Raw genomic sequence first — 24,161 nt, forward strand, 5'->3', positions numbered from 1 at the left:
AGAAACTAGCGAAATAGCGTGATCGCAGCGGGTTTGCCAATGAAAGCGTGCAACGCCTTCCCTGGCTAAGGCGCCTTAACCAGGGAGCGCTGCCCAACCGGTTACGCATATACTTTGAGAATTTTCCCGTTCACGGCACCCAGTACACTTAATACATAAGCATTGGCCACCTTATCCATCGGTGCAAGGTTATAACCGGGAAACAAGGCGCCGTAGCGTTCGCGACTGTCTGCTACCAGGCCCGGACTAACTACATTAATACGCTGGTCTTTTTTCAGTTCCTGCGATGCGGCAAGTACAAAGCTGTTCACCGCGCCATTCAGCATGGCTACCGTTGCGCCATTGCGGGCCGGGTGTTCGGCTGCAATACCCGAAGTGAGTGTAAAAGAGCCGCCTTCAGACAAATAGTTTTTACCAATGAGCACCAGGTTTACCTGTCCCAGTAATTTGTTGCCAATGCCGGGCATCATGTGTTCCTGCGTCATGGTGTGGAAATCGCCGTAATAACCGGTACCTGCTGTACAAATGCAGGCATCTACTGTAACCAGTTCGCGGAACATGTTTTCAATAGAAGCGGCAGAAGCAATGTCTACCTGGATATCGCCGCTGTTGCGGCCTGCAATAATCAATTCGTTCCCGGGAGCCAGTGCTGCTGCCACGCGTTTGCCGATAGTGCCTGTTCCGCCGATCAATACAATTTTCATACACTTGAATTTTGTACAAAACTAGCGACGGGTACTGCCTGCGGCATAGCCTGAAAAGCTCAATCAATGGTAATATCGGCCCGCAGCGATTGCGGGGTATGGCCATATGTTTTTTTAAAGAGGCGGATAAAATGGGAGGGGCTTTCAAACCCGCACTCCGTGGTTATTTCAGCCACGCGCTGGTTGCTGTTCTGTAATAACAGGCGTGCATATTCCAGCCGCTGCCGGTTAATCCATTGTTTGGGCGGGGCATTGAACAGGCGCTGGAAATCCCGTTTAAAAGAAGCCAGGCTGCGGTTGGAGAGATTGGCCAGGTCTTCGAGTGTCACAGGCTGCAGCAGGTAAGTGCGCACTGTATATTCAAGGTCTTCGGGCTCGGTGCTGATAGCGTCGAGTATAAAATGGGCAACACGGTTTCTTTGTCCTGATGAGATCAGCAGCAACAGGATTTCCTTTTGTTTGAGCGGCAGCAGCTGATCTATATTGGCCACGGGTGTATCAAAGTATTGCCGCAATTGCTCTTTAAAACCCTGCATCAAATCGTTGCAGGGAAGCAGCATAAACGGTTCTCCCTGGTGTTCGGTTTTACGGCCGAACTGTTGTTGCAGGGCAAGTGCTTTCAACAGTTTTACCGGCAGAAAAAGCAGCAGCGCTTCAAAACTGAGCCCTTCCTCGATGTATTCGGCCATTACATAAATGCCCTTTTTCAGCAATACCGCGTTATCGGGCGTAACGGTAACAGTGCCGGTAGAAAAATGCAATAGTTTGGCGCCCTTGCGCACAAAAAGAAGGGTATGCTCTGTAAGAAACACCGTGCGTTTGCCTGCTTTGGATTCAATCTTCAGCTTGGCAAAAGCGCCTTCTTTGCCACAGAGGAAGGTGGCGTCTGTTTTGTCTGGCGGTATGGGAGGAAATCGGAACAGCATCTGGCGCAAAGATAGGGAGATGGCCGTATGGTTGGATGGATGAATTGTTTGATGAGGCAACCACCGGGCATGTGTTTACGTATGTTCCAGGCAATTGCCGGTGTATGCTCGGAAACAGGAAAATAGTGGTGGTTTTGCCGGCCTATAATGCAGGCCGTACGTTGGGGAAAACCTATCGCGAAATTCCTTTTGACATTATTGATGAAGTGATACTGGTGGATGATGCCAGCCAGGATAATACCATTGAAACCGCCCGTGAACTGGGTATTCAGCACATTATTTGCCATGACTGCAACAAGGGCTACGGCGGTAACCAGAAATCCTGTTACGCCAAAGCACTGGAGCTGGGGGCAGACATAGTGGTGATGCTGCACCCGGATTACCAGTACACTCCCCGCCTTATTTACGCCATGTGCAGCATTATTGCCAACGATGTGTACCCGGTGGTACTGGGTTCCCGCATTTTGGGAAAGGGGGCATTGAAAGGCGGCATGCCCTTGTACAAATATTTTTTTAACCGTGTGCTTACGCTTATCCAGAATATATTAATGGGTCAGAAGCTGAGTGAATACCATACCGGTTACCGTGCATTTTCGGCCGGGGCGCTTACTGCCATTCACTTTGAGGCCAATAGTGATGATTTTATTTTTGACAATGAAATGCTGGCGCAGCTGCTGATGAAGGGGTATGAGATTGCTGAAATAACCTGTCCCACCGCTTATTTTAAAGAAGCTTCCAGCATCAATTTCCTGCGCAGCATACAATATGGTTTGGGTGTGTTGCGCGTATCCCTGCAATACCGGCTGCACAAATGGAAGCTGGTGCAGGCTCGTCTTTTTACTGCCCGCTGATTTTGTACAGGTACAGGTTGCTGCCGGGTTCTATAGCGCCTTCCCGTTTATCTACCAGATTTACTTTGTATGCCGTGAACAGCAAGGCATCTGCTTGCTGCAATTGTACCGGCGATAGCACTGACAGCAGGTATACCTGTTGAATGCCCTGCTGTGTGCAGTAGGTTTTTACCCCATTGTAAAAAGGATGCGGCCGGTGCAGCATGGCAGAAAATTCGCTGGTCCACAAAATATAGGCAACCTCTTTTTGTAAATCTGCACAGTAAAACGGCTTGTCTGCATAAGCCGAAATGGTGTTCAGTGCCCAGTAATCCGTCACTGCTTTTTCCTGCGCCGGAATTTGCTGTAACAGTTCATGTACCCGGTAATCGTTGGAGAATGGATATTGCCAGTCCCGCGCCAATGCGGGGATGGCAGCAAGCAATTGTATGCACAGCAGCGCGTACACATATTTAACCCGGTTAGCTGCAATGGGCCTGGTTGCCTGGTACAACCACAGGGCAGCGATAAAAGCAATAAACACAAAGCCGGCATACCGCGCACTGTTTAAAGGAAAGATAAGGCTTACTGCACAGCTGGCGGCAAAGTTGGCAGCGAACAGCAGCAGGCTTTTACGGTTGTTGCGTAAAATGAAACAGGCCAGCAGCAGCAAACCCGGTGACAGTAATGGATTCAGCAGTTTTAATGCCGGGTGTGTTGTACTGCTGTTCAGCAGGAAGGTCGTATTCCACCAATGGTAATTCCACCAGGCAGGTATGGGTATAAACGCACGCTGCGGCAATTGCACCAGCGTAAGCAGCTGCCTGCTATTCCAGTGGCTGGCCCAGAAACCTGCATTCATTTCGCTGTTGGAAGGCGGCGCAATAAAACATAGCGCAGGCAGCAATACCAGCATACCTGCAAGCGCCTGCAGGATAATTTGCCTTCTGGCAGCCTGTCGTTCACCCTGCTGTAACAGGTAATACAGGTGCAGGGCTGCTGCCAGCACCAGGCCCAGCAAATGGGTATTGGATAACAGGAACAACAACAGGTAATACAAAAGGCTTTGTTTGCGGTTATGCTGCAGCAACAGGCAAAGGCAAAAGGCAAGCACCAGTGCTATGGCATAGTTACGGCTGAATGCTGCATATTCATACAAAAAGAAATAGCCAAACGGCAGCACTATTCGCATAGGCAGTGAAAAGGGAGAACGGAACAGCAACAGGTATACTGCAGTGCCTGCTATAAACCAGTGCAGCACCTGTACACAGGTGAGGCTATGTGTGCATTTTGATAACAACCATAACAACGTATACCATAGCGGCGGATGGCCTTCGTAGCGCGTGTTTTGCAGCAGGTTAATAAAGCTGGTGCTTCCCTTGGCAATATTCCAGCTGTGCAGTTCATCGGCCCACAATTCATGGTGTGCAATGGTGTGCGCCAGCAGCAGCAGGTATACGGCAAATATGCCCCAAAGCAGGGCCCGGGTTTGCCGGCTGGCTGGTATCGCTGTTGTTGTGCTGGTGGTCATGTGGTTTGGGTTGCCGCATGAATGCTGCCTGCGGCGCATGGCTTTTAAAGATAATAAAACATGGTGAGTAGCGGTATAAACGGCAGTTTTTACGGCGAAAACAGGCACTTGCCGCTGGTGTATTATACTTTGTTTCATTTACAGGCCGTTTTGTAAATTAGCGATTGATACCGGCACCGTAAAAAGTGCTTTTGCTTCATCCCCGTTTATAATTCAGCATAAGATATGGTTAGAAAAGTATATTTATTTTTGCTCTTCAGCGCTGCACTCGCCTGTAAGGCATCACCCGGCAAACTCATCAGGGTAAGTGATAAAGACCTGTTGCCTGATGAACAGCAGGTAACGGTTTGTAAGAAAATTGCAGAGTTGATCACCAATTACAACTACAAAAAAGTTGCGCTGAACGATTCCATCTCAACTGTTATTTATAACCGCTATCTCAAAGCGCTCGACGAAAACCGCAGTTACCTGCTCGCTTCCGATATCCGCGAATTTGAAAAGTATAAAACTGAGCTGGATGATGATGTCAAAGAAGGCAATCTTAACGCGGTGTTCTATATGTTCAATGTGTTGCAGAAACGCTACCTCGAACGGGTGAATTATTCACTGGTGTGCCTGAAACAGAACTTTGATTTTAACCAGGCAGACAGTTTTGTGTACGACCGTGACAAGTTGCCCTGGATTAATTCGCCTGCTGAAATGGACGAGTTGTGGAAGCATCGCGTAAAGTTCGACCTGCTGAACCTGAAGCTGGCCAATGCAGATATGGCGAAGAATAAGGAAACATTGCGGAAGCGGTACGAGAGCCTGTTGTCGCAGTCTAACAAACTGTCTAACCAGGATGTGTTCCAGTATTTCATGGATGCTTTTACCGAAGCCATCGATCCGCATACCAATTATTTTAATCCGTCGAACGCCGCGAACTTCAATATCGAAATGTCGCGCCAGGTGGAAGGTATCGGTATTTCACCTGTGTCTGAAAATGAGTATGTAACCATTAAAAGCATTGTGCCCGGCGGCCCGGTTGACAAGAGCAAACAGATTGGTTTGAACGATCGTATTGTTGGCGTAGCGCAGGGAAAAACAGGCGAGTTTCAAAACATTGTGGGATGGCGTATTGACAATGCCATTGCCCTGATACGCGGCACAAAGGGTACCGTGGTTCGCCTCGAAATACTGCCTGCAGGTGCCAGTGCGGGCGGCAAACCCAAAGTGGTGGAACTGGTGCGTGAAAAGATCATCCTGAAAGACCAGTCTGCCAAAAAAGAGATCCGTACCTACAACAGTGCAGATGGTAAAATGGTGAAGATCGGTGTGATCGCTATCCCTGCATTCTATATTGATTACAACGATTACAAAGCCGGCAATCCCAACTACAAAAGCACTACGCATGATGTGAAACTGCTGCTCGACAGCCTGAAAGATGAGCATGTGGATGGTGTGATGATTGACCTGCGGGAAAATGGCGGCGGCTCCCTCATGGAAGCCATTGAACTAACCGGCCTGTTTATTAAGCAGGGCCCTGTAGTGCAGGTGCGTGATGCCAGCAACCGGGTAGATGTTGAAAAGGACGAAGACGAGGAAGTGGCATATACCGGTCCGCTGGGTGTGCTGGTAGACCGTTTCAGTGCATCTGCCTCAGAAATATTTTCCGGTGCCATACAGGATTATGGCCGCGGCATCATTATGGGTACACAAACCTATGGCAAGGGATCGGTGCAAAGCTCCATTGACCTGGACAAGGTGCTGGGCTCTCCGCTGCGCGATAAAATAAACCAGCTTGCCGGTAAAGCCAAAAACGTATCAACCGGCAGCCAGAGCACTTATGGCCAGCTGAACCTGACCATTGCGAAGTTTTACCGTATCAGTGGTAATTCAACACAGCACAAGGGTGTTATCCCGGATATACAGTTCCCTTCCGTTATTCCGCTGGATAAGTATGGTGAAGATACTGAGCCTTCTGCCATGCCTTTTGATGTGATTGACAAAACAGATTATGTAAAAGCAGGCGATTTCTCTGCCGTGCTGCCGAAGCTGATCGAGCAGCACGACCAGCGCATGGCCAGCAGCAGCAGTTATAAATACATCCTGGATGATATTGCGGCAATAAAGAAACAGGATGCCGAAACCACGGTTTCACTGAGGGAAGCTGACCTGAAAAAGCAGCGCGACGAAGAAGAAAAAGCCTCCTTTGACCGCAATAACCTGCGCCGCCAGGCGCTTGGGTTGCCGGTGCTCAAGAAAGGCGAAACCAAAACAAAAGAAGATGACCTTGACTTTGTGAAGCGTGAAGCCGGGCAGATTATGACGGATTATATTACGCTGGCATGAAGTCAGTGAATAGTGCCCATAGGCAATAGTGAATGAAAAAGAAAAGCGGCCCTTTAAAGGGGTGCTTTTCTTTTGTTGTAGTTTTTGATCCACTCTTGTTGCCTGCGGCTGTGTCCTCACAGCCGCTGCTGTGATGGCAGCGGGGATTGCTTTATAAGGCAGCCATCACTGGTTGTCTGCCCCAATAATCTTACCTGCGCATAAACAGCAAGCAACAGGCTTGCCTGTATTGTTATTTACCTAAACCATCGTTTATGCGCCTGTTTTTTTGTTACAGAAATTCGCTGTTGCTGCTTTTATTATTTTCAGTATTCGTTGCCTGCCATGTCCGGCAGAACAATAACACAAAGAAGGTTAAGCTATCATCCGCTGCTGCTGCCGAGGTGAAGCGGCTAAATGACACCTTGTTCCAGGTACTGCGTATGCCGCTGCCATTGGGTGAGGCCAGGGATGTTCATAGAGAGAAAAGCTATATCACGCGGATACTGGCTATTGATAGCCTGGATGGTTCTACGCTTTATCTGCAGGCACAGATATATGCGAAATTGGGCTTTTATGACAGTGCTATCGCGGTATTGACAAAAGGATTAGATGAACATTTGCCCCTTGCTTCCAGGTGGTTGATGTTCAGAGGAGCCTTGTATGAAAACCGGCAACAGCAGCCTGCTGCTTATGCCGACTATGCGCGTATAAAAGCTATTGCCAGGCAAATGCAGGATACGGCAAGTAACACAATATCCAGGGGCAATGCCCTTTGCTCTCTTCATTTTGTGAATATGATGATGGGGGCGGGTAAATCGGAAGAACTTATTGTATATAAAGCAGAGGCTATTAAAGCCGGTATAAGCCCCACCGATAAGACATTTCTCGACGGGCAGAAAATATTGATGCTTTTTAATAAGGAGCGGTTCCTGGCCGATTTTAAACGCGGAAATCTTTAATGTTGTTGACTACAATTGCAGCGCCTGGGCATGCTTCCTGTATTCCACCGGGCTTTGGCCGCTGTGTTTTTTGAACTGGCGGCTGAGGTGGCTTTCGTCTGTAAAGCCCAATTCGCCGGCTATCTGGCTGATGGTAAGTTTACTGTGTGTAAGCCGTTGCTGTACCAGTTTTATTTTGTACTGCGTAATATATTGCTGCAGGCTTTCGCCCGTGAACTTGCGGAAGTATTCGCCCACATAGTTGGCGGATAAATTAAAGCAGCCAGCCAGGTATTCAATGCGCAGTTTCTCCGGATCTGCGATGTGCTGGCCAATGTGCAACAGCATACGGTTAATTAATGAAGTGTCTGTTTCTGTTGCAGCGGTATCCGCACCATTACTTACATTCCGTGCCAGTATGTTTAATACCAGGGTAACATAATGCTGTAGGTTTTCTTCGTAATAAGGTTGTTTGCGTTCGTATTCTTCCATCATGTGCTGCATCAGCGAAGCAATCATGTTACAGTCGCCCGGCTGTTTAACCAGCAGTTCCTGGAAACGGTTGTGGTGATAAAAAATGTGTTCCAGCTGTTGCAGCCATTGGGTTATGCGTTCCCTGTCCTGCGGTGTTTTGCTTTGCCGTAGAAAGGTTTCCGAGAAACGGATAGAGCAGAAGCGTGTGGGTTTTGTTATGTCAAAGCCGCGGCAATCGAGCGGTGTAAATAAAAAAATGCTGCCCTTGTGGTAGCGGAACTTATTGCGGTTTACTTCGCGCGTGCCTTCGCCTTCGAGTATCTGCACAATCTCGAAGAAATGATAAATCAGCGGACGCTCCTTCCAGCATTCCATATCTGATACATACAGCTCAAAAGGCTGGTGTAATGCTTTTTGTTCCATAACCTGTAAAATTACAGAACAAACCCTGTTTTATCACTGTTCCATCGTTGCTGCACCTGGTAATTTTGACAGCAAAATAACAGTTATGTGTTCTATAGAAAGGCTTTTGTCCCCGCTGGTAACATCCCGTCATCATTTCCAGAACCGTGTAGTAATGGCACCTATGAGCCGCCGCAGGTCGCCCAATGGCATCCCGAATGCATCGGTACCGCTGTATTATGCACAGCGTGCAGGTGCGGGTTTAATTATTGCAGAGAATAGTGCAGTGGCCGGTAATGGCATTGGTTACCTGGATGCGCCGGGTATTTATAATGAAGCACAGAAAGCAGCATGGAAACGGGTGGTGGATGAAGTGCATGCCTATGGCGGTACCATTTTTATACAACTGGTGCATACGGGTCGTATCGGGCACCCCATGAACAATGAAAACAATGCGGCATTGGTAGCCCCATCTGCCGTGCAGGCTGAGGGATTGATGCGTACGCCCGGTGATATTCACCTGCCCATGCCGGTGCCCGAAGCATTGACTACTGCCGGTGTGCAGGCATTGGTAAACGCACACGTTCAGGCAGCCGCTGATGCCATTGCGCTTGGTTTTGACGGCGTGGAAATTCATGGTGCACACGGCTTTTTGCCCGATCAGTTCCTGCATCCGCAATCCAATCACAGAACAGATGCTTATGGCGGCAGTATTGCCAACCGCAGCCGTTTCCTGCTCGAAATAGTGGAGGGTGTTGTTGCTGCCATCGGTAAAAAATGTACAGGTGTGCGGTTGTCGCCTTTTGCAGCAATCAACGACCTGCCACCGTATGCAGAAGAGCTGGCCACGCACCAGTACATCACCGATGCACTGGTGCAGCTGGGTATCCTGTATATCCATTTATCCAGCCAGCCTGTGAATGGTACTGCTTCTATTACGCCGGCTTACATTAAAGAAGTGCGCAACCGCTTTTCCAACCTGCTGATACTGGCAGGCGGCTATACTGCCACATCTGCTGAAGCTATGCTGCAGGCTGGTTTGGCAGATATGATCGCGTTCGGCAGGCCCTTTATTGCCAATCCCGACCTGGTAGAACGTTTCAGGCGCAATGCACCCTTAACGCAGGGTGATCCCGATACGTATTACCAGGGAGGAGATGCCGGGTTTGTTGATTACCCGGTGATGGAGGGGATTATTGGTGAGTGGTGAGTGATTGTCCGAAGGACTTCTTTGGAGAAGCGGAGATCGGGGCGAGGATTTGGAGCGGAGGTTTTAACCGCGGAGGGCACGGAGGAATACACACGGAGGGCACGGAGGATTTTAGCGGAGATTGGTTGCCGGTGGGGACACCGGCAACGGCATTATGGGGGTTACAGGCAACGGCAGTCCGGCAGTCTATGACTACGGGCTTTTTTATTCACTATTGACCATTCACCGGCTTTCGTTACTCACCACTGACCACTCACTGATAATCTCACCACTCACCAACCTTACTGGCACAAAATTTATACGGATATACACATGTCCGATACATTATTTTATTGCGGTTTAAGCGGGTTGGTGCTGCCGGTGCCCAACAAACAAGCTTTCCCTGAAGCATTCCGGGAGGCAAGCCGGCTGCAGTACTATGCTTCCCTGTTCAACAGTATTGAAGTAAACAGCAGTTTTTATAAAGTGCCCATGCCTGCTACATTTCGTAAATGGTCGCTCGATGTGCCGGATGACTTTGTGTTTACCGTAAAGCTTAACCGGGATATTACGCATGCAAAGGCACTGGCTTATAAAGAAGCGGATGTAACCCGGTTTATGCAGGCCGCCAATGAAACAGGTAATAAGAAAGGGTGTTTGCTGGTGCAGTTTCCCGCAAGTATTACCGATGAATATTATGAGGAGGTAGATCTATTGTTACACCGGCTGCAGCAGCACAATCAAACAGGCAAGCCCTGGCAAATAGCGGTGGAGTTCAGGAACAGCCGCTGGTACAACAAACAGGTATACGCCATGTTAGACGAACATAAAGCGTGCATGGTATTGCACGATATGTCCAATTCTGCCACTGCGGTACTGAATAAAAAAGCAGGTGTGGCCTATTTCCGTTTTCATGGTCCGGAGAAAGGATACAGGGGCAGTTACAGCAATGATGTATTGAAGCGATATGCTGCGCTGATACAGCAACAGTTGCTGCGGGGCAGGCAGGTATTCGCGTACTTTAACAATACACTGGGCGATGCGATCGGTAACCTGTATACGTTACGCGACATGGTGGCTGCGGATTAATGCTGGCGGGTTTGAATTATTATCAGTAAATTAGGTAATGCAATGAAAGCACCGGCCCATGTTGTCAGCAAGCCATGATATAGATTACTCCATTGTTATCTGCACCTACAATCCCGATGTGCGTATACTGCAACGCTGCCTGCAGGCAGTGCAGCAACTGGATACCAGTAATCTGCAAACCGAAGTAATACTGGTTGACAATAACAGCAATACACCTGTAAACAATTTGCCCTGTGTGGTGGCCTGCCGGCAGCAGCTGCCTGCATTTACCTGCCTGCTGGTGAAAGAACAGGGAGTGCGTTTTGCACGCATGGCTGCCATTGAACAGGCTGCCGGGAAATTTATTGTATACATTGATTATGATAATGAGCCGGAAAAAGATTACCTGCAACAACTAAAACAACTGAATACTTTGTACCCGGGTGTGGCTGCCTGGGGGCCTGGCAATGTGCAGGTTGATTTTATTGACGGGGTAAACGAAGCCATTGCCGCCTACGCACGCGTTGCCTTCCAGGAGCGGCACGAGCAGGAGGTGTTGTTCTCTTCAGAAAAGCAATGGCAGCCCTGTTACCCTTTTGGTACAGGTTTGTGTACCTATGCCTTCCTGCTGCGTGAATACATACGCATGGCCAGGGCCGGGAAATTTACACTCGACGGCAGAACCGGTGAAAAACTTAGCAGCGGGGAAGATACACAGATGATATTGCTGTGCATCAGTATGGGGTATGCAGCGGGTGTTAGTCCTGACCTGCACATTACACACATGATTCCCGCATCACGTGCCAATGATGCCTACCTGCGTCGCCTGGCGTATGGTACCAGCGTTTGTTATGCCACCTGTTTGTTGCAGGTTTTCCCCGAACAGGAAGACCGCCTGCTGCAACAAGTCATGGGGCCTTACCGGTTTCTGAAAAATGCCCTGAAGCAATTTATTAAAGTGCAATACAGCAAAGAGCCGCACCGGCTGTTTGAGCTGGCCCGGTTTATTGGTCTTAACACAGGTTTATACCATGCATTAAACAAGCCGGTTCCTTTACCTGTTAACAAAATTGCCCGCTACCTGAAGCTGGAGTAGCAGCCTTTCATTATTCACTTAAATTGTATAAAGCCCTATGCATGCCGGCGACAAAACAGGGGTTTCTGTTATCATCTGTTGTTTTAACAGCGCTGCACGTTTGCCGCAAACATTGCAGCACCTGGCTGGCCAGCTGGTACCGGCAGATTTTGAGTGGGAGATATTGCTGGTCAACAATGCATCGACAGATGATACGGTGGCTTGTGCCCGGGAAGTGTGGAGCAGGTTGCAGCACGCGCAGGTGGCGTTTCATATAATAGATGAGCCGCGGGCCGGACAAATGTATGCCCGTAAAAAAGGAGCGCAGGAGGCAAAGTATGAATACATCATTTTCTGTGATGATGACAACTGGCTGGGAGCGCAGTATGTGCAGCTCGCTTACCGGGTGATGCGCAGTGATAGTTTAATAGGAGCGGCAGGCGGACAGAATTTACCGGTTACCAATGCGCCTGCTTACCCGGACTGGTTCGAGGAATACAAAGACAAGTATGCCATTGGTACGCCTGCACCGGCTTCGGGCGATGTGAGTTACCGGGGCTTTGTGCTGGGGGCCGGACTGGTTACGCGCAGGTCGTTGTTTTTACAGGTGAATGACACCAGGTATCCTTCACTGCTTAACGGGCGCAACGGGGAACAGTTAACCACCGGAGATGATTTTGAATACTGCAAACGCCTGCTGTTGTGGGATTACAAATTGTATTATGAACAGGGAATGCTGCTGCAGCATTTTATACCGGAAGAAAGGCTTACCATCGCCTACAGGGAGCGGTTAATGCAGGGTATACTGGATGCAGGCATTGTGCTGCATCAATATGATGATGCTTTGCGTTTGTACAGGAAGAACAGGCAAAAGAGCCGGCTGCGGTTATTGCTGCTGGCACCTTTCAGGCTGCTGTTCTCCAGGCTCGGTTTATCCAGCCGGAAATGGATGGATGAATGGCTTACTTTTTTTTACCTGGCACCATTCCGGGTAAAGGCCAGCGATACACAGCTATCCATTAAACATTTTGTTGCACGTAAATAGTAAAAAGCGCAGGTATGCTGTTTAAGAAAAAACAACCACAACAATCGCTGTTCAAGATATTTTCATTTTACAACAACAAGGTTAACCCCGAGGTGCCGGTGTACCAGAAAGCAGTGTTTCAGAAATTTGGTTGCAGTGTTAACCACATTGTTGACCAGAAATTCAGTCATGGGGATTTCCTGAACCATATCTGCAGAACAGTTACCGACACCGATTACCTGGTGTTTTTTGACATTGATTGTATTCCCCTGCACAAGTTCTGGCTGCAGCAGCTGCTGGCCGATTTGCTGGAGCCGCGCACCATTGTTGGCGCTGCGCAAACTGCCAATCACCTGCGGGATGCAAAGAACCTGTATGTGTCACCCTTTTTCTTCGCCATCTCCACGGCCTATTTAAAAGCATTGGATTACCCGGATATGAATATGACGGATGATATGGATGCAGGGCAAAACCTTACCGAGCATATTGAACGGGAAAACGGCCAGGTGAAATACTGGTGGCCCACGCATGTGGAAGATGAAAAATGGTACCTGCATCATCCGCAGCACCAGGTGTTTGGTTTAGGCACCACGTACAATGATACCATCTATCATGCGTTTTATTCACGCGATAATTTGTCAGATGGGTTCATCAGGAAATGTAAGTCTTTACTTATGTAGACTGGAATAAGGCACGCACCCATCTTTTAAATTTGCGTTTGGGTTTATTGTATCGGCGCCACCTGGCTGCCAGGTCAAATTCTTTCTGCAGAAAATAATAATCTGCTTCCGTCTCCGGTAAAAAATAACGCGGGTGTGTAATGTGGGTGATTTCGCCTGCAGGCAGGTGTGCGTTGTGGTTATCGGGGTTGTGTGTATGCGTGGCGTCATCACGAAAACCGGTATTGCTGATAAGGTTTACATTGGGCGTAACACAGAGCCGGTTTTCAAAAAAATTGATAAAGTTAAGCTGGTAGTCCCAGGTATCAATTAACCCCGCTTTCAGATCGTTAAACAACTTCACCCAGTCTGCCGCGAGAAACGGGTCGCTGAATACTTTCTTCATTTGCCGGGCAACTTCTGCGGGCTGGTATTGTGTTAATTCTGCATCGTATTGTTGCCATACCCTTCGCCAGCTGGCCCATCCCCATATATTGCTGTAGCGGGAAAAATAATAACTCGCATCGCCCCATTGGCGGCCGTTCTGCAGGTTGGTGCCTGTGATGCAGGTAATGCGTGTGTCCAGGCGGTAATGCTGCAACAATGTGTCGCAGAAATAAAAAAAGCTCTGCACAGGCAGGCAGTCATCTTCCAGTATAATGCCTTCGGGTTCCTGTTCAAAAAACCAGGTGAGTGCTTCTGATACGGCTTTTTTGCAGCCTTTGTTTGCTTCTCGGAACAGGGTTTTTACCGTGCAATCCCAGTTTACCTGTGTGGCAACAGCGCGTGCCTGTGCGCACAGGGCAGCGTCTGCGGCATGTGTGGGGCGTGGCCCGTCGGCGGCAATATACAGTCGTGCAGGCTGCACGCGCTGTATCTGCTGAAAAACCTGCTGCGTTAAATCGGGCCGGTTAAACAGCAGCAATAGTACCGGCGATTGAACCCTGTAATTTTCCATGCGGCATAGTTCGTGTAACGTATAAACAGCGCTGTATGCACCAGGCAACAAAACAAAAACCAACAGCATCTGTTTACTGAATATAAGTTTTTTTAGTTGCAAAACCATTGTGTGCGTATGACCGGGGAAACGGAACAACAGGCCCATGCAGTGCTGGTAAGTATTGTAATCGCTACGTATAATGCAGCTGATTACCTGCAGGGATGCCTGCAGTCAATTGCCGATTTGTCGTTGCCAGGGATAGAAGTGGTGATCATAGATGGCGGCAGTACAGATGCTACACCTGCTATTGCACAATCCTTTACAACGTTGCGCATGGTATGGCAAAGCGGGCCTGATGCAGGTATTTATGATGCGCTTAACAAAGGTATAACGGCTGCAAGCGGGCGCTGGCTGCATTTCCTGGGTGCTGATGACCGGCTGCTGCCGGGCTTTGCAACATTGTTTGCACAACTGAAACAGCCCGGTACGGTTTACTACGGCAGCAGTGAAGCCTGGTACGGGAAAGGGGAGCGGCCTTCGTATGTATTGCTGGGCGGGCCTTTCAGCAGGTACAGGCTGGCAAAATATTGCATGAATCACCAGTGTATTCTTTATCCTGCCGCTGTGTTTGCCAGATACAGGTACAACCTGCGGTACCGCGTATTTGCCGATTATGCCCTGAACATACAGGTTTGGGGCGATCCGCAGTTTAAAAAACAGTTTGTTCCCGTGAAAGTGGCCCTGTACAATATGACGGGTTTTTCGTCTGTGTGTGATGACCTGCTGTTCAGGCAAGACAAGGCGCGGTTGATCAGGAAGCACATGGGTATGCTGGTATACCTGCGGTTTATGTTAAAGCGGTATAAAAAAAAGCGGGAAGGGGCAACTGACTTTCAATGAGCCGTGCGCTTTCTGAAACTGAACAATTGCCATTTGGATTTAGCGTGCCTCGCTGCAGCACCGCCTTTTCGCAAACGGTCGTAGGCTGGTGTTAAGTGGCTGTACCTGGCGTACCCTGCAGCTTTCAGGTCATCATTGTAGGTGCGGTATAGTTCATGCAAATCCGGTCGTGCAGCCATGTTAAAGCGATTGTAATGCTGCAGGGGCAATTCCATATGGCCTGCCCTGAACGAGCTGAAATGGTAAAACACCAGGCTGGTATTGCCATTGACCATGTAAGCGCCTGCAGGTGCCGCGCTAAGGTAACGTTCGTGCAGGTTCCAGGGAGCCATGTTTACGCCCGTGTTGTGCAATATGTGCACATTTTTAAAAAAGATGGGTACATGGTTAATGGGCAGCTGGTCTACAAATATGCCTTTGTAAACATCTATATAACCTTGCTGGTAGGTATGGTTTTTCCACCAGCGTATAAATTCAGTTGTTTCTGATGTGTTGCTCAAGCCAATAAAACCAAGGTTGTACAGGCCAAAATTAAGGAACGTGCTTTCGCCGGGTGTTTTATTATCCAGTGGAATGGGTGTATAAATATGCGGGGTTAACAGTATACTGGTGTTATCGAGCAGCTGGTACAGGAATGCAGGTGAGCTGAAGAGTTTGGTATCGGGATCAAGATAAATAACTTTTTCTTCGCCGCGTTCGGTAAACAGGTATTCGATAATGCGGGGCTTCAGGCAGGTATTTAATTCTACAGTATTGTACCTGGCGGCAAGTGCGTGAATGGCGGGTTCTATGGCTGCTACGGGGATCACTTCATCGGCCAGTGGTGTGTAATCAATGTCAGGCAGCGGCTCGTCGCATAAAAAGATCATATACCTGGAGCCGGGCGCATGCTTTTTTACAGATGCACCCAGCACGCCTGCCTGGGCAAGATAATTGTTTGAACATACGGTACAGTAGAGTTGCATAATGTGTGGTAGGCTGATGTATAAATTACGAAATAAAAAACAGCTCCTTAAAAAATACGGACAGGTTAAGAAAAAATGAACAATTTATTTTGAAATAGGTTTTACGAATAAAGTGAAATGGCTAACTTGAAGCAGGATTGTTTCTTAAGTCCGGATTAATGCACATTTGTAAGTAATTCTCCAGCATGGCTATGCAGCTTCTTTTGCCTGCTTTTATAGCCCTTCCCTTATAACGTGTAATATATTGCCTGCCTTATTTAAACAAGGCTCCCCGCGCTGTTTTTTTCAACCCGCAACTCCTGGCGTTAATCATTTCTAACCAAAATGTAGGGTATGCAGCAAGTGATCTCCGTAGGTGTTTTAGTTTCAACATACAATTGGCCGCAGGCACTGGAGCGAATATTCCTGAGTATATTAAAGCAAACACGCTTGCCCGATGAGTTACTGATTGCAGATGATGGTTCGGGCGAAGAAACCAGGTACCTGGTTGACCGTTACCGCAATATTTTCCGGTTTCCCGTGCAGCATGCGTGGCATGAGGATAAAGGCTTTCGTAAAAGCGTAATATTGAATAAAGCCGTAAAACTGGCGCGGGCCGATTACATCATTGAGATAGATGGTGACATTATCCTGCACCCGAAGTTTATTGAAGATCACCTGAAGCAGGCGCAGCCCGGCTATTTTGTACAGGGCTCCCGTGCTATACTGAGTGAAGATATTACGAAGCGGCTGCTGCACAACCAGCATGCCCGGCTGCATTTTTTATCTGCCGGTATCCATAACCGGTTTAATGCCATACGCGCACCTTTGTTCTCCTTTTTAATTAAAACAAATGCTCTTAGCCCAGCCAATACCAAGGCCTGTAACCTCGCATTCTGGCGCAAAGATTTCCTGGCTGTGAATGGTTACAATAACCTGTTCAGGGGTTGGGGCCTTGAAGACAATGAGTTTGCGGCGCGACTGATTCATGGCGGTATATTGAAGAAGCGGCTGAAGCTGGCAGCTATTTGTTACCACCTACACCATGAATGCAATTCAAAAGCTGCGTTTAATAAAAACAAGAAGCGGTATGTACAAACCATTCACCACCGCATTGTAACCTGCGCCAATGGTTACCTGCAGGTTTAACGAAACTTTGTAAACAGCCACCAGGTCAGCAATAAGTATAATACCCACTTGGTAATGCGGTAACTGCTGGTTCTGTAGAATTTTAGTTTATTCATGCGGCAGTTATCATTGAAGCGTTCGCCAAAGCCTTTTATTCTGCCCCTTGCCAGGTTACCCCATAATACACCGGTTTCATAACTTAAACGCAGCAACAGTAAATAAACATACACGGCAGGCTGCAGCGGTGCCCTGCGTTTGATGGCCTGCACTGTGGTGGCAATACATTCTATTACTACAATGCCCGCGAGCAGGCAGGCGAACAATGGCAATGCAGTTGGTTGTAATAGTCCGGCAATGATTATTGCAACCATCGTGAGCAGCAATGTTTCAGGTGTGTTCAGCCAGTCGTAATAGGTGTAGGCAGGGTTTAATGCTGCCAGGTAGCTGTTGCCAATGCCATAGCGGAACGGGCGTTTGTAATTAACGCGGCCCTGGTTCCACCACGGATGTAACACTGCGGCAGCGGGTAGTGATTGGTAGTCTTTATACTGGTTATGTGCCCGCACCTTCAGGAAAAAGTCTACGTCTTCACCACCGCCCGCTTTGGGGTAGGCATGAGAAAAACGGATATCGCTGATGGCATTGCGGCTGATTAAAAAGTTGGCAGTAGCGCCCCAGGCATAGGCCGGCTTGCGTTGTGCGATGCTGAATATATCCATCGATCCGCTTACCTGAATGGCCCGGGTAAATGCATCCTGCGCAGGCGGCAGGTTTACAAGGCCGATAAAGCCGGTTGCATCCGGGTATTGCTGAATGGCAGCAGCATAGGTTTCCAGCAGGTTGGGTGGAACAATAATGTCATCATCGAGGAACAGGATCCAGTCTGCCTGTCCGCTGTCAATACCCTTGTTGCGCGAGACGGCTGCGCCCAGGTTATGCTCGTTTATCAACAGCTTTATATCATCATTGTTTACCAGTTGCTGAATGGCAGGCGCCACAACAACGGCAGGGTTATCGGCTATTACATAGTAGTGAATAATAGTTGCGGCAGGCCGTTGCAATTGCAGCAGGGGCAGCAGGTATTGTGCTTCCAGGCGGTAGGAGGGAATAATGATGTCGATACTGGTTGCTGCCATGGTGCGTTTCGCTACGTGGTTTGCAGGGTGGTAGAGGTAAAGGTTTGCATATCGATGAGCTTGCGGTACAGCCCGTTTTGCTCCAGCAATTCCAGGTGCGTGCCCTGCTCAACAATACGGCCATTTTCCAGTACCAGTATGTTGTCTGCATTCTGGATGGTGCTGAGGCGGTGGGCAATTACCAGCGAGGTACGGTGTTTCATGAGGTTGTTCAGGGCTTCCTGCACCAGTTTTTCCGATTCGGTATCCAGTGCAGAAGTGGCTTCATCCAGCAGCATAATGGGCGGGTTGCTTAACACGGCACGGGCAATACAGATGCGCTGCCGCTGGCCGCCGGATAGTTTAACGCCCTTATCGCCGATATTGGTTTGGTAGCCTTTGGGTGTGGCAGTAATGAAGTCATGCGCATTGGCAATTCTTGCAGCAGCTTCCACATCTTCCATGCGTGCATCCGGTTTGCCAAAAGCAATATTGTTGTAAATGGTATCGTTAAATAAAATGGAATCCTGGTTTACAATGCCCATCAGTGAACGCAGTGAATCGGCGGTGAGGTGTTGTATATTTTGTCCGTCGATGCTGATGGTACCTGATACCGGGTGAATAAATCTTGGTATCATATCCATGATGGTAGACTTGCCGCCGCCCGAAGGGCCAACCAGCGCAACGGATTTGCTCTTGGGTATGGTAAACGAAATATGTTGCAGTACCGGTATGGTATGGTAGGCAAACGATACATCGTTAAAGCTAAGCTCCTGGTTAAACGCGCTGATGGTCACTGCATCTGCCGTATCGGTAAGCTGTGGTTGTTCATCAATCAGTGATAACACGCGTTCGCCTGCTGCCAGGCCGGAATGTATGTTGCTGAATGAATCGGATATGGCTTTGGCCGGTCGCATAATTTGTGAGAACAAGGCGATATAGGCAATAAAACTCGCTGCCGTCATTTCGCTTTTGCCGGAGGTAACCAGTGAGCCGCCATACAGCACAATAGTAGCTACCATCAGTACGCCCATAAACTCCGATACAGGAGAAGCCATCTGCTGCCGTTTGGCCATGGAGCGGATGATATTGGAATAACGGATGTTTTCCTGGTTAAACCTGTTTTTGATAAAGCCGGTGGCGTTAAACGATTTGATGATCTTAATGCCCGCGAGTGCTTCATCAAGATAGCTGATCATAATGCCGTAAGAAATATGCGAAGCAGCTGCCTGGTGTTTCAGCTTTTTTACAATGCGCGAAATAATAAAAGCAGAAACAGGAATCACCAGCACCGACATCAGTGTAAGCTTGTACGAGATGGCAAACAGGGTAACAAGATACGTGAGCAATGTAAGCGGTTCTTTAAAAAATACCTGCAGGGTACCGGTCACAGAGTATTGCACCACCTGTACATCGGAGGCTATTTTAGAAATGATATCGCCTTTTCTTTCATTGTTGAAATAGCCGATGTGTAAATCCATCACATTGCTGAATACGGCTTTGCGCAGGTTTAGCAGCGTGTGTATGCGCAGGTTTTCCATGGTGCGTTCTGCAAAATACCGGAATATATTACTCAGGAAAACGGAGAGCACAATCACCAGGCAAACCAGTTGCAATGTTTTGGTTACGCCGTATTGTTTGTTGGCCTGGTAGGAGTAGTAGTTGAGGGCTTTGATAATATCGAAGAAATGTTCCGGTCTGGCCGGTATTTCATGGTTGGCGCTTTGCCCGAACAGGGTGGTTAGCAGGGGCACCAGCAAGGCCAGGTTGAGCGTACTGAACACAACCGCTAAAATGGTGAAAATAAGATAAGGTATGGCGTATTTCTCTATGGGCCTGGCATAGGACAATAAGCGGAAGTATATTTTCATGGTCTCACTAAATGATCTAATTTAATAAATTAAAACCGGATAACCCTGTAAAAGCCCTGTTTACTGCGGTGTTGCCGCGTTGAAACATCACCTGCAAAGCCAATGCCATGCTCAGTTTTGAAACCAAGTGTTATGAAAACGATTGGGAAATGATCCTGCAGGGAAATTATCTCCGCACCATGATTGCCAGGTGCAATACAGCTTTTGCGCAACGCAGGGTGCTGATCAATAACGTGGCAGATGTTGACAAAGTGAGTTATTATGCCAGGAAACAGGTGCGGGCCGGCGTGATTGATGGCTTTTATATTGTAGCCGATTACGCAAATGAAGCGCTTGATTTCTTTAAGATAGATCCTGCCTCCTTCAACGGTGGTTATTACTATTCCATTGCAGAGCTTGCCGGCATCTATCTCTGCAACACGCCTTACCTGCTGCATTTTTCGAGCGATTCATTCCCGGCTAAAAAGCCAACAGACTGGATACAGCAGGCCCTTGCCGTGTTTAACAGCAGGGAAGAGGTGGTGGTGGCGAACCCCACGTGGGACTTCAATTTCACACAGGCCAAAGAAGAATCATTTGATGAGCTGGAACATTTTTACCTGGGGTATGGTTTTTCTGACCAGTGTTATCTTATAAAGACAGCGGTGTTTCGTGCACCTGTTTACAATGAAACGCATGCGCTCTCTGTGCGTTACCCTGCGTATGGTGGTGAGCTGTTTGAAAAACGCGTGGATAGTTTTATGCGCAACCATCAATTGTTTCGCATTACCAGCAAGGAAGCCGTTTATGTGCATGAGAATTTTCCTGCCGGTAAATGGCAGCGCTTTCGCCGGAAGATGGATGTGTATTGGGGTAAACGCTGAAGTTTATTGCGTTTGCGTACTGCTGTCGCTTTGTTGTACCGCGTTTGTATTTTCCGGTTGGTTTATCTTCAATGCCCGCACCAGCCAGGGCAGCGTTAAGCCCTGGCCTAATAGCGTAAACAATACTACAGCAACAGAAATAAAGATGATGGCATCGCGCTGCGGAAAGGGCGTACCGTCCTGCAAGGTAACCGGCAAGCCAATGGCAATGGCCAGTGATACAATGCCGCGCATGCCCGACCAGCTGATCACCAGGCTGCTCTGCCAGTCGAGCAATGCATGTTCGCTTATTTTGCGTTTTTGGGAACTGAATGCACGCTGCAGGTTGCGCTTCTGTAAAAATACCCTTGCCATGCGCAATACCAGGGCTACCACGGTAATTACAAAAGCATAACCAATATAGGGCAGCAACTGGCTTTTGCTGATGTTGTGCGCCACATAGGGAAACTCGATGCCGATCAGAATAAAGATGAATCCATTCAGTAAAAAAATAATGATCTCCCAGAAGGTGCGTGATTGTTGTTTCAGGTTTTCGGGGAACAGCTTCCTGCTAAAACGTGCAATGGCCAGCCCCAGGAACACCACGGCTATAACGCCCGATACATGCAGTTCTTCTGCCACCAGGTAAGTAACAAACGGCACCACCATCATAAAGCTGATGGTAACAACGCCGTTGCGGTGTACATGTTTTAGAATAAAGGCCAGTATGCGGCCCATGATCATGCCTGTCAAAAGTCCGCCGGAAATAACCAGTAAAAACTGCAGGGAAGCCTTCCAGAATACAAATACAGCACCGGTTACAGCAGCTACTGAAAAGCGGTAGGCAATCAATGCCGAAGCATCGTTTACCAGGCTTTCGCCTTCCAGTATGGTGCTGGTTTTGTGCGAAATGCCCAATCCCTTGGTAATGCTGATGGCAGCAACCGCATCTGTAGCCGATAAAATGGCGCCCAGCACAAAACCCAATGGCCAGCTGATGCCCGGTATCATAAAATGCGCTGCAGCAGCAATGCCTACGGTGGTAACAAACACGAGGGATATGGCCAGCGTGCCAATAGTATTAATGTTCATTTTAAATTCCCGGTACGATATATTAAAAGCAGCATCATACAACAGCGGCGGCAGAAACATCAGAAAAACCACTTCGGGGTTTAACTGTATGTTGGGCAAAGCGGGGATAAAACCAATGCCAATGCCGGCGATGATGAGCAATACAGGATAGGGGATCTTTATTTTATCGGCAACGGCAGATAATGCAATCATCACGATCAACAGAAAAATAATAATGCTGTAATTCTCCATCAGTAGCTGGTTTGGCGTTTGTTGAAAAGCAGTTTTGTGTGCGTATGCTGTTGTAAATATAACCAGGATACGGATTCATAATTTATTCAACAAGCACTGGATTTTTCTGTTAACTTTAGGGTTATCACTTATTGCGATTGCCTTTTAAATTGCCAGCTTATGTACCCATCACCGCCACCGCACAGCTCCTGTGTTGTTTTCCTATTTTATTGCTGCATTTTAATTTGTTGAAGGTGGATATTATCAATGCATTACAACAAGGCGACCAGGTTGTTTTTGAAGAAGTGTATCATCAATACCATGAACGGGTATATTTTTATGTGTGGCAGAAAACCCAGTCCGCGTACATTGCCGAAGAGGCTACCCAGCTCACTTTTGTAAAACTGTGGCAATACAGGGCCGCGCTCACGGCTGAACAGCAATTGTTTACACAGATTTTCCGCATTGCCCGCACCACCATGATCGATCTGTTGCGCAAACAATACAACAGCCGCAACCTGGTGCAGCAGCAGCCTGCGCAGGCTACAGCGGCCAATGATGTATGGCAACAGCTGGCCGGTAAGGAAATACAGGCATCGTTGCTGGCTGCTATTGAGCAAATGCCGCCGGTGCGCAAACAGGTGTTTATTTTAAGCAGGCTGCAGGGGCTTAGCCACCAGGAAATTGCCGGGCGGCTTTCTATTTCCGTAAAAACCGTGGAGGGGCATATTACACTGGCTTTGAAAGATTTACGCAAGTACCTGCCCGCACTTATTGTACTGGGGGCCGCTTTCTGGCTGTACTGAGAAAAAAATCAGGGGGCGGGCAAGGGGTACATCATTTGCAAACGTATTACCTGTATAAAAATCTGTTTGCATGCTTTCGCAGGAACTGGTAAGCCGTTATTTATTGCAGCAATGTACTGTTGCCGAAGCGCACGAGGTAGAAGCCCTGCTGCGCGAAGATGCCGGTGCGCTGGACCGGCTGCTGCCCGAAAGCGAAGCGGCAGCAGACAAGGTGCGGCTGCATCCTGCAGTATCGCAGCAAATCTGGAACAAGGTACAGTTGCAGGTTTTTCCCAAAAAAGTACATACCATGAAATGGCTGCGCATGGCAGCAGCAGCCGTCTTACTGGCCGCCATGGGCATACTGTTGCTATGGCAGCAGAAAGCACCTGCACCTGTGGCCGTAAAACCCGTAACACAACAGCAGCCGGGGATGGCCGCCCTGCAAAACAGCAGCGACAAGCCACAGCGTTTTACCATGCCCGACGGGTCGATGGTAGAACTGGCACCCAACAGCATCATTAGTTTTGAGAAAAATTTCACCGGTAATACACGCACTGTTCAGCTAACGGGTAAAGCTTTGTTCAACGTAATATCCAATGCTGATAAGCCTTTCAGCGTGCATGCAGGCAACCTGGTAACCACAGTGCTGGGCACAGCGTTTTCCATTGCGGCTTTCCCGGAAAGTAAATTGATTACCATTCAACTACTTACCGGGAAAATTGTTGTAACAGGAACACACCTGGCGCATGCCGTTTATCTGCAACCCGGCGAAGTGCTGACCTATGATAAAAAGTCAATGACTGCCAGTGTGAACAATGCCGGTGCAACGGGTAAAACCCCGCAACTGCGCGACACCGTTACCACGCCCGGTATCCAGCAACAACAGCCCGTTTCACAACCCGACTGGTACGCATTTCACGGCCAGCCGCTGCCGCAGGTGCTCAACCAGCTGAGTGCATATTATGGCGTAGTCATCAGCTACGATCCGGCAGAGCTGGCGAACACCAATTTCTTCGGCAGTTTCAGGAAGTCGGACGACATCGATAAAATTATCCATGATATAGCGTTGCTCAATGGTTTAACCGTAAGCAGGCAGGATGGCCGCTACCTGGTGCGTAAGCATCCCTGAGCCCGGTGTTTATTCCTGTATCCGCGTGTGTTCCCTTTCGCGTGGCTGCAGGAAATAAATGCGTCTCAA

22 protein-coding genes are annotated in these 24,161 nt (G+C 48.5%); 13 read left to right on the top strand and 9 right to left on the bottom strand.

Annotated elements, in window-relative coordinates:
* Nucleotides 1–101 precede the first annotated feature (101 nt).
* Together DXN05_RS13995 and DXN05_RS14000 are read right to left on the bottom strand one after the other, a co-directional pair.
* Nucleotides 102–704, bottom strand: a complete 603-nt coding sequence (locus DXN05_RS13995; RefSeq protein WP_116847882.1) for a short chain dehydrogenase — start codon at nucleotides 702–704, stop codon at nucleotides 102–104.
* Nucleotides 705–763: 59 nt separating this feature from the next.
* The gene (locus tag DXN05_RS14000; protein WP_116847883.1) at nucleotides 764–1,630 is read right to left on the bottom strand and encodes a helix-turn-helix transcriptional regulator; all 867 of its coding nucleotides are present in this window, start codon (nucleotides 1,628–1,630) and stop codon (nucleotides 764–766) included.
* A gap of 104 nt (nucleotides 1,631–1,734) precedes the next feature.
* Here DXN05_RS14000 and DXN05_RS14005 point away from each other — a divergent pair, with 104 nt between their 5' ends.
* Nucleotides 1,735–2,481, top strand: coding sequence for a glycosyltransferase family 2 protein (locus DXN05_RS14005; RefSeq protein WP_116847977.1), 747 nt, complete (start codon nucleotides 1,735–1,737; stop codon nucleotides 2,479–2,481).
* On the opposite strand, the gene DXN05_RS14010 is transcribed toward DXN05_RS14005, so the two are convergent.
* Nucleotides 2,468–4,129 (bottom strand): hypothetical protein, encoded by a 1,662-nt coding sequence (locus DXN05_RS14010; RefSeq protein WP_116847884.1) that lies wholly within the window; start codon nucleotides 4,127–4,129, stop codon nucleotides 2,468–2,470. The genes DXN05_RS14005 and DXN05_RS14010 overlap by 14 nt on opposite strands.
* 87 nt (nucleotides 4,130–4,216) lie before the next feature.
* Between DXN05_RS14010 and DXN05_RS14015 the strand changes: the two genes are divergently transcribed.
* The gene (locus DXN05_RS14015) at nucleotides 4,217–6,322 is read left to right on the top strand and encodes a carboxy terminal-processing peptidase (RefSeq protein ID WP_116847885.1); all 2,106 of its coding nucleotides are present in this window, start codon (nucleotides 4,217–4,219) and stop codon (nucleotides 6,320–6,322) included.
* Nucleotides 6,323–6,726: 404 nt separating this feature from the next.
* A complete protein-coding gene (locus DXN05_RS14020) occupies nucleotides 6,727–7,263 on the top strand; it encodes a tetratricopeptide repeat protein (protein ID WP_147313923.1) in 537 nt (178 codons plus the stop codon).
* A gap of 9 nt (nucleotides 7,264–7,272) precedes the next feature.
* Here the strand turns inward: DXN05_RS14020 and DXN05_RS14025 are convergent, their stop codons facing one another.
* Nucleotides 7,273–8,139: an AraC family transcriptional regulator gene (locus tag DXN05_RS14025; RefSeq protein WP_116847887.1), complete on the bottom strand. Its 867-nt coding sequence runs from the start codon at nucleotides 8,137–8,139 to the stop codon at nucleotides 7,273–7,275.
* A gap of 85 nt (nucleotides 8,140–8,224) precedes the next feature.
* On the opposite strand from DXN05_RS14025, the gene DXN05_RS14030 reads away from it, so the two are divergent.
* The 5 genes from DXN05_RS14030 (at nucleotide 8,225) to DXN05_RS14050 (ending at nucleotide 13,154) form a co-directional block, all read left to right on the top strand.
* Nucleotides 8,225–9,328, top strand: a complete 1,104-nt coding sequence (locus tag DXN05_RS14030) for an alkene reductase (protein ID WP_116847888.1) — start codon at nucleotides 8,225–8,227, stop codon at nucleotides 9,326–9,328.
* A 312-nt stretch (nucleotides 9,329–9,640) separates the two neighbouring features.
* A complete protein-coding gene (locus DXN05_RS14035) occupies nucleotides 9,641–10,396 on the top strand; it encodes a DUF72 domain-containing protein (RefSeq protein ID WP_116847889.1) in 756 nt (251 codons plus the stop codon).
* 58 nt (nucleotides 10,397–10,454) lie between these two features.
* Complete coding sequence (locus DXN05_RS14040; protein ID WP_116847890.1) at nucleotides 10,455–11,471, top strand: glycosyltransferase; 1,017 nt, start codon at nucleotides 10,455–10,457, stop codon at nucleotides 11,469–11,471.
* Between the two features lie 37 nt (nucleotides 11,472–11,508).
* Entirely contained in the window at nucleotides 11,509–12,495 is a 987-nt protein-coding gene (locus DXN05_RS14045) for a glycosyltransferase (RefSeq protein WP_116847891.1), read from the top strand.
* 14 nt (nucleotides 12,496–12,509) lie between these two features.
* On the top strand, nucleotides 12,510–13,154 hold the full coding sequence (locus DXN05_RS14050) for a hypothetical protein (protein ID WP_116847892.1): 645 nt from the start codon (nucleotides 12,510–12,512) through the stop codon (nucleotides 13,152–13,154).
* Here DXN05_RS14050 and DXN05_RS14055 read toward each other — a convergent pair.
* Nucleotides 13,147–14,091, bottom strand: a complete 945-nt coding sequence (locus DXN05_RS14055; protein WP_116847978.1) for a nucleotide-diphospho-sugar transferase — start codon at nucleotides 14,089–14,091, stop codon at nucleotides 13,147–13,149. The two genes, DXN05_RS14050 and DXN05_RS14055, sit on opposite strands and share 8 nt — an antisense overlap.
* A 117-nt stretch (nucleotides 14,092–14,208) precedes the next feature.
* Here DXN05_RS14055 and DXN05_RS14060 point away from each other — a divergent pair, with 117 nt between their 5' ends.
* Entirely contained in the window at nucleotides 14,209–14,973 is a 765-nt protein-coding gene (locus DXN05_RS14060; RefSeq protein ID WP_116847893.1) for a glycosyltransferase, read from the top strand.
* On the opposite strand, the gene DXN05_RS14065 is transcribed toward DXN05_RS14060, so the two are convergent.
* Nucleotides 14,967–15,938, bottom strand: coding sequence for a hypothetical protein (locus tag DXN05_RS14065; protein ID WP_116847894.1), 972 nt, complete (start codon nucleotides 15,936–15,938; stop codon nucleotides 14,967–14,969). The genes DXN05_RS14060 and DXN05_RS14065 overlap by 7 nt on opposite strands.
* A 333-nt stretch (nucleotides 15,939–16,271) precedes the next feature.
* Between DXN05_RS14065 and DXN05_RS14070 the strand changes: the two genes are divergently transcribed.
* On the top strand, nucleotides 16,272–17,066 hold the full coding sequence (locus DXN05_RS14070) for a glycosyltransferase family 2 protein (protein ID WP_116847895.1): 795 nt from the start codon (nucleotides 16,272–16,274) through the stop codon (nucleotides 17,064–17,066).
* Here DXN05_RS14070 and DXN05_RS14075 read toward each other — a convergent pair.
* The gene (locus tag DXN05_RS14075; RefSeq protein ID WP_116847896.1) at nucleotides 17,063–18,181 is read right to left on the bottom strand and encodes a glycosyltransferase family 2 protein; all 1,119 of its coding nucleotides are present in this window, start codon (nucleotides 18,179–18,181) and stop codon (nucleotides 17,063–17,065) included. The two genes, DXN05_RS14070 and DXN05_RS14075, sit on opposite strands and share 4 nt — an antisense overlap.
* An 11-nt stretch (nucleotides 18,182–18,192) precedes the next feature.
* Complete coding sequence (locus DXN05_RS14080; protein ID WP_116847897.1) at nucleotides 18,193–20,031, bottom strand: ABC transporter ATP-binding protein; 1,839 nt, start codon at nucleotides 20,029–20,031, stop codon at nucleotides 18,193–18,195.
* A 107-nt stretch (nucleotides 20,032–20,138) separates the two neighbouring features.
* Here DXN05_RS14080 and DXN05_RS14085 point away from each other — a divergent pair, with 107 nt between their 5' ends.
* Nucleotides 20,139–20,894 carry a hypothetical protein gene (locus tag DXN05_RS14085; RefSeq protein WP_116847898.1) on the top strand — a complete coding sequence of 252 codons (756 nt, stop codon included), beginning with the start codon at nucleotides 20,139–20,141 and terminating at the stop codon, nucleotides 20,892–20,894.
* A gap of 3 nt (nucleotides 20,895–20,897) precedes the next feature.
* On the opposite strand, the gene DXN05_RS14090 is transcribed toward DXN05_RS14085, so the two are convergent.
* Nucleotides 20,898–22,196, bottom strand: coding sequence for a Na+/H+ antiporter (locus tag DXN05_RS14090; protein WP_116847899.1), 1,299 nt, complete (start codon nucleotides 22,194–22,196; stop codon nucleotides 20,898–20,900).
* A gap of 233 nt (nucleotides 22,197–22,429) precedes the next feature.
* Between DXN05_RS14090 and DXN05_RS14095 the strand changes: the two genes are divergently transcribed.
* Nucleotides 22,430–22,981, top strand: a complete 552-nt coding sequence (locus DXN05_RS14095) for an RNA polymerase sigma-70 factor (protein ID WP_158559250.1) — start codon at nucleotides 22,430–22,432, stop codon at nucleotides 22,979–22,981.
* A gap of 70 nt (nucleotides 22,982–23,051) precedes the next feature.
* Nucleotides 23,052–24,092 (top strand): FecR family protein, encoded by a 1,041-nt coding sequence (locus tag DXN05_RS14100; RefSeq protein WP_116847901.1) that lies wholly within the window; start codon nucleotides 23,052–23,054, stop codon nucleotides 24,090–24,092.
* Nucleotides 24,093–24,161: the final 69 nt, after the last annotated feature.

The sequence above is a fragment of the Deminuibacter soli genome (genome assembly GCF_003412455.1).
Classification (GTDB): Bacteria; Bacteroidota; Bacteroidia; order Chitinophagales; family Chitinophagaceae; genus Deminuibacter; species Deminuibacter soli.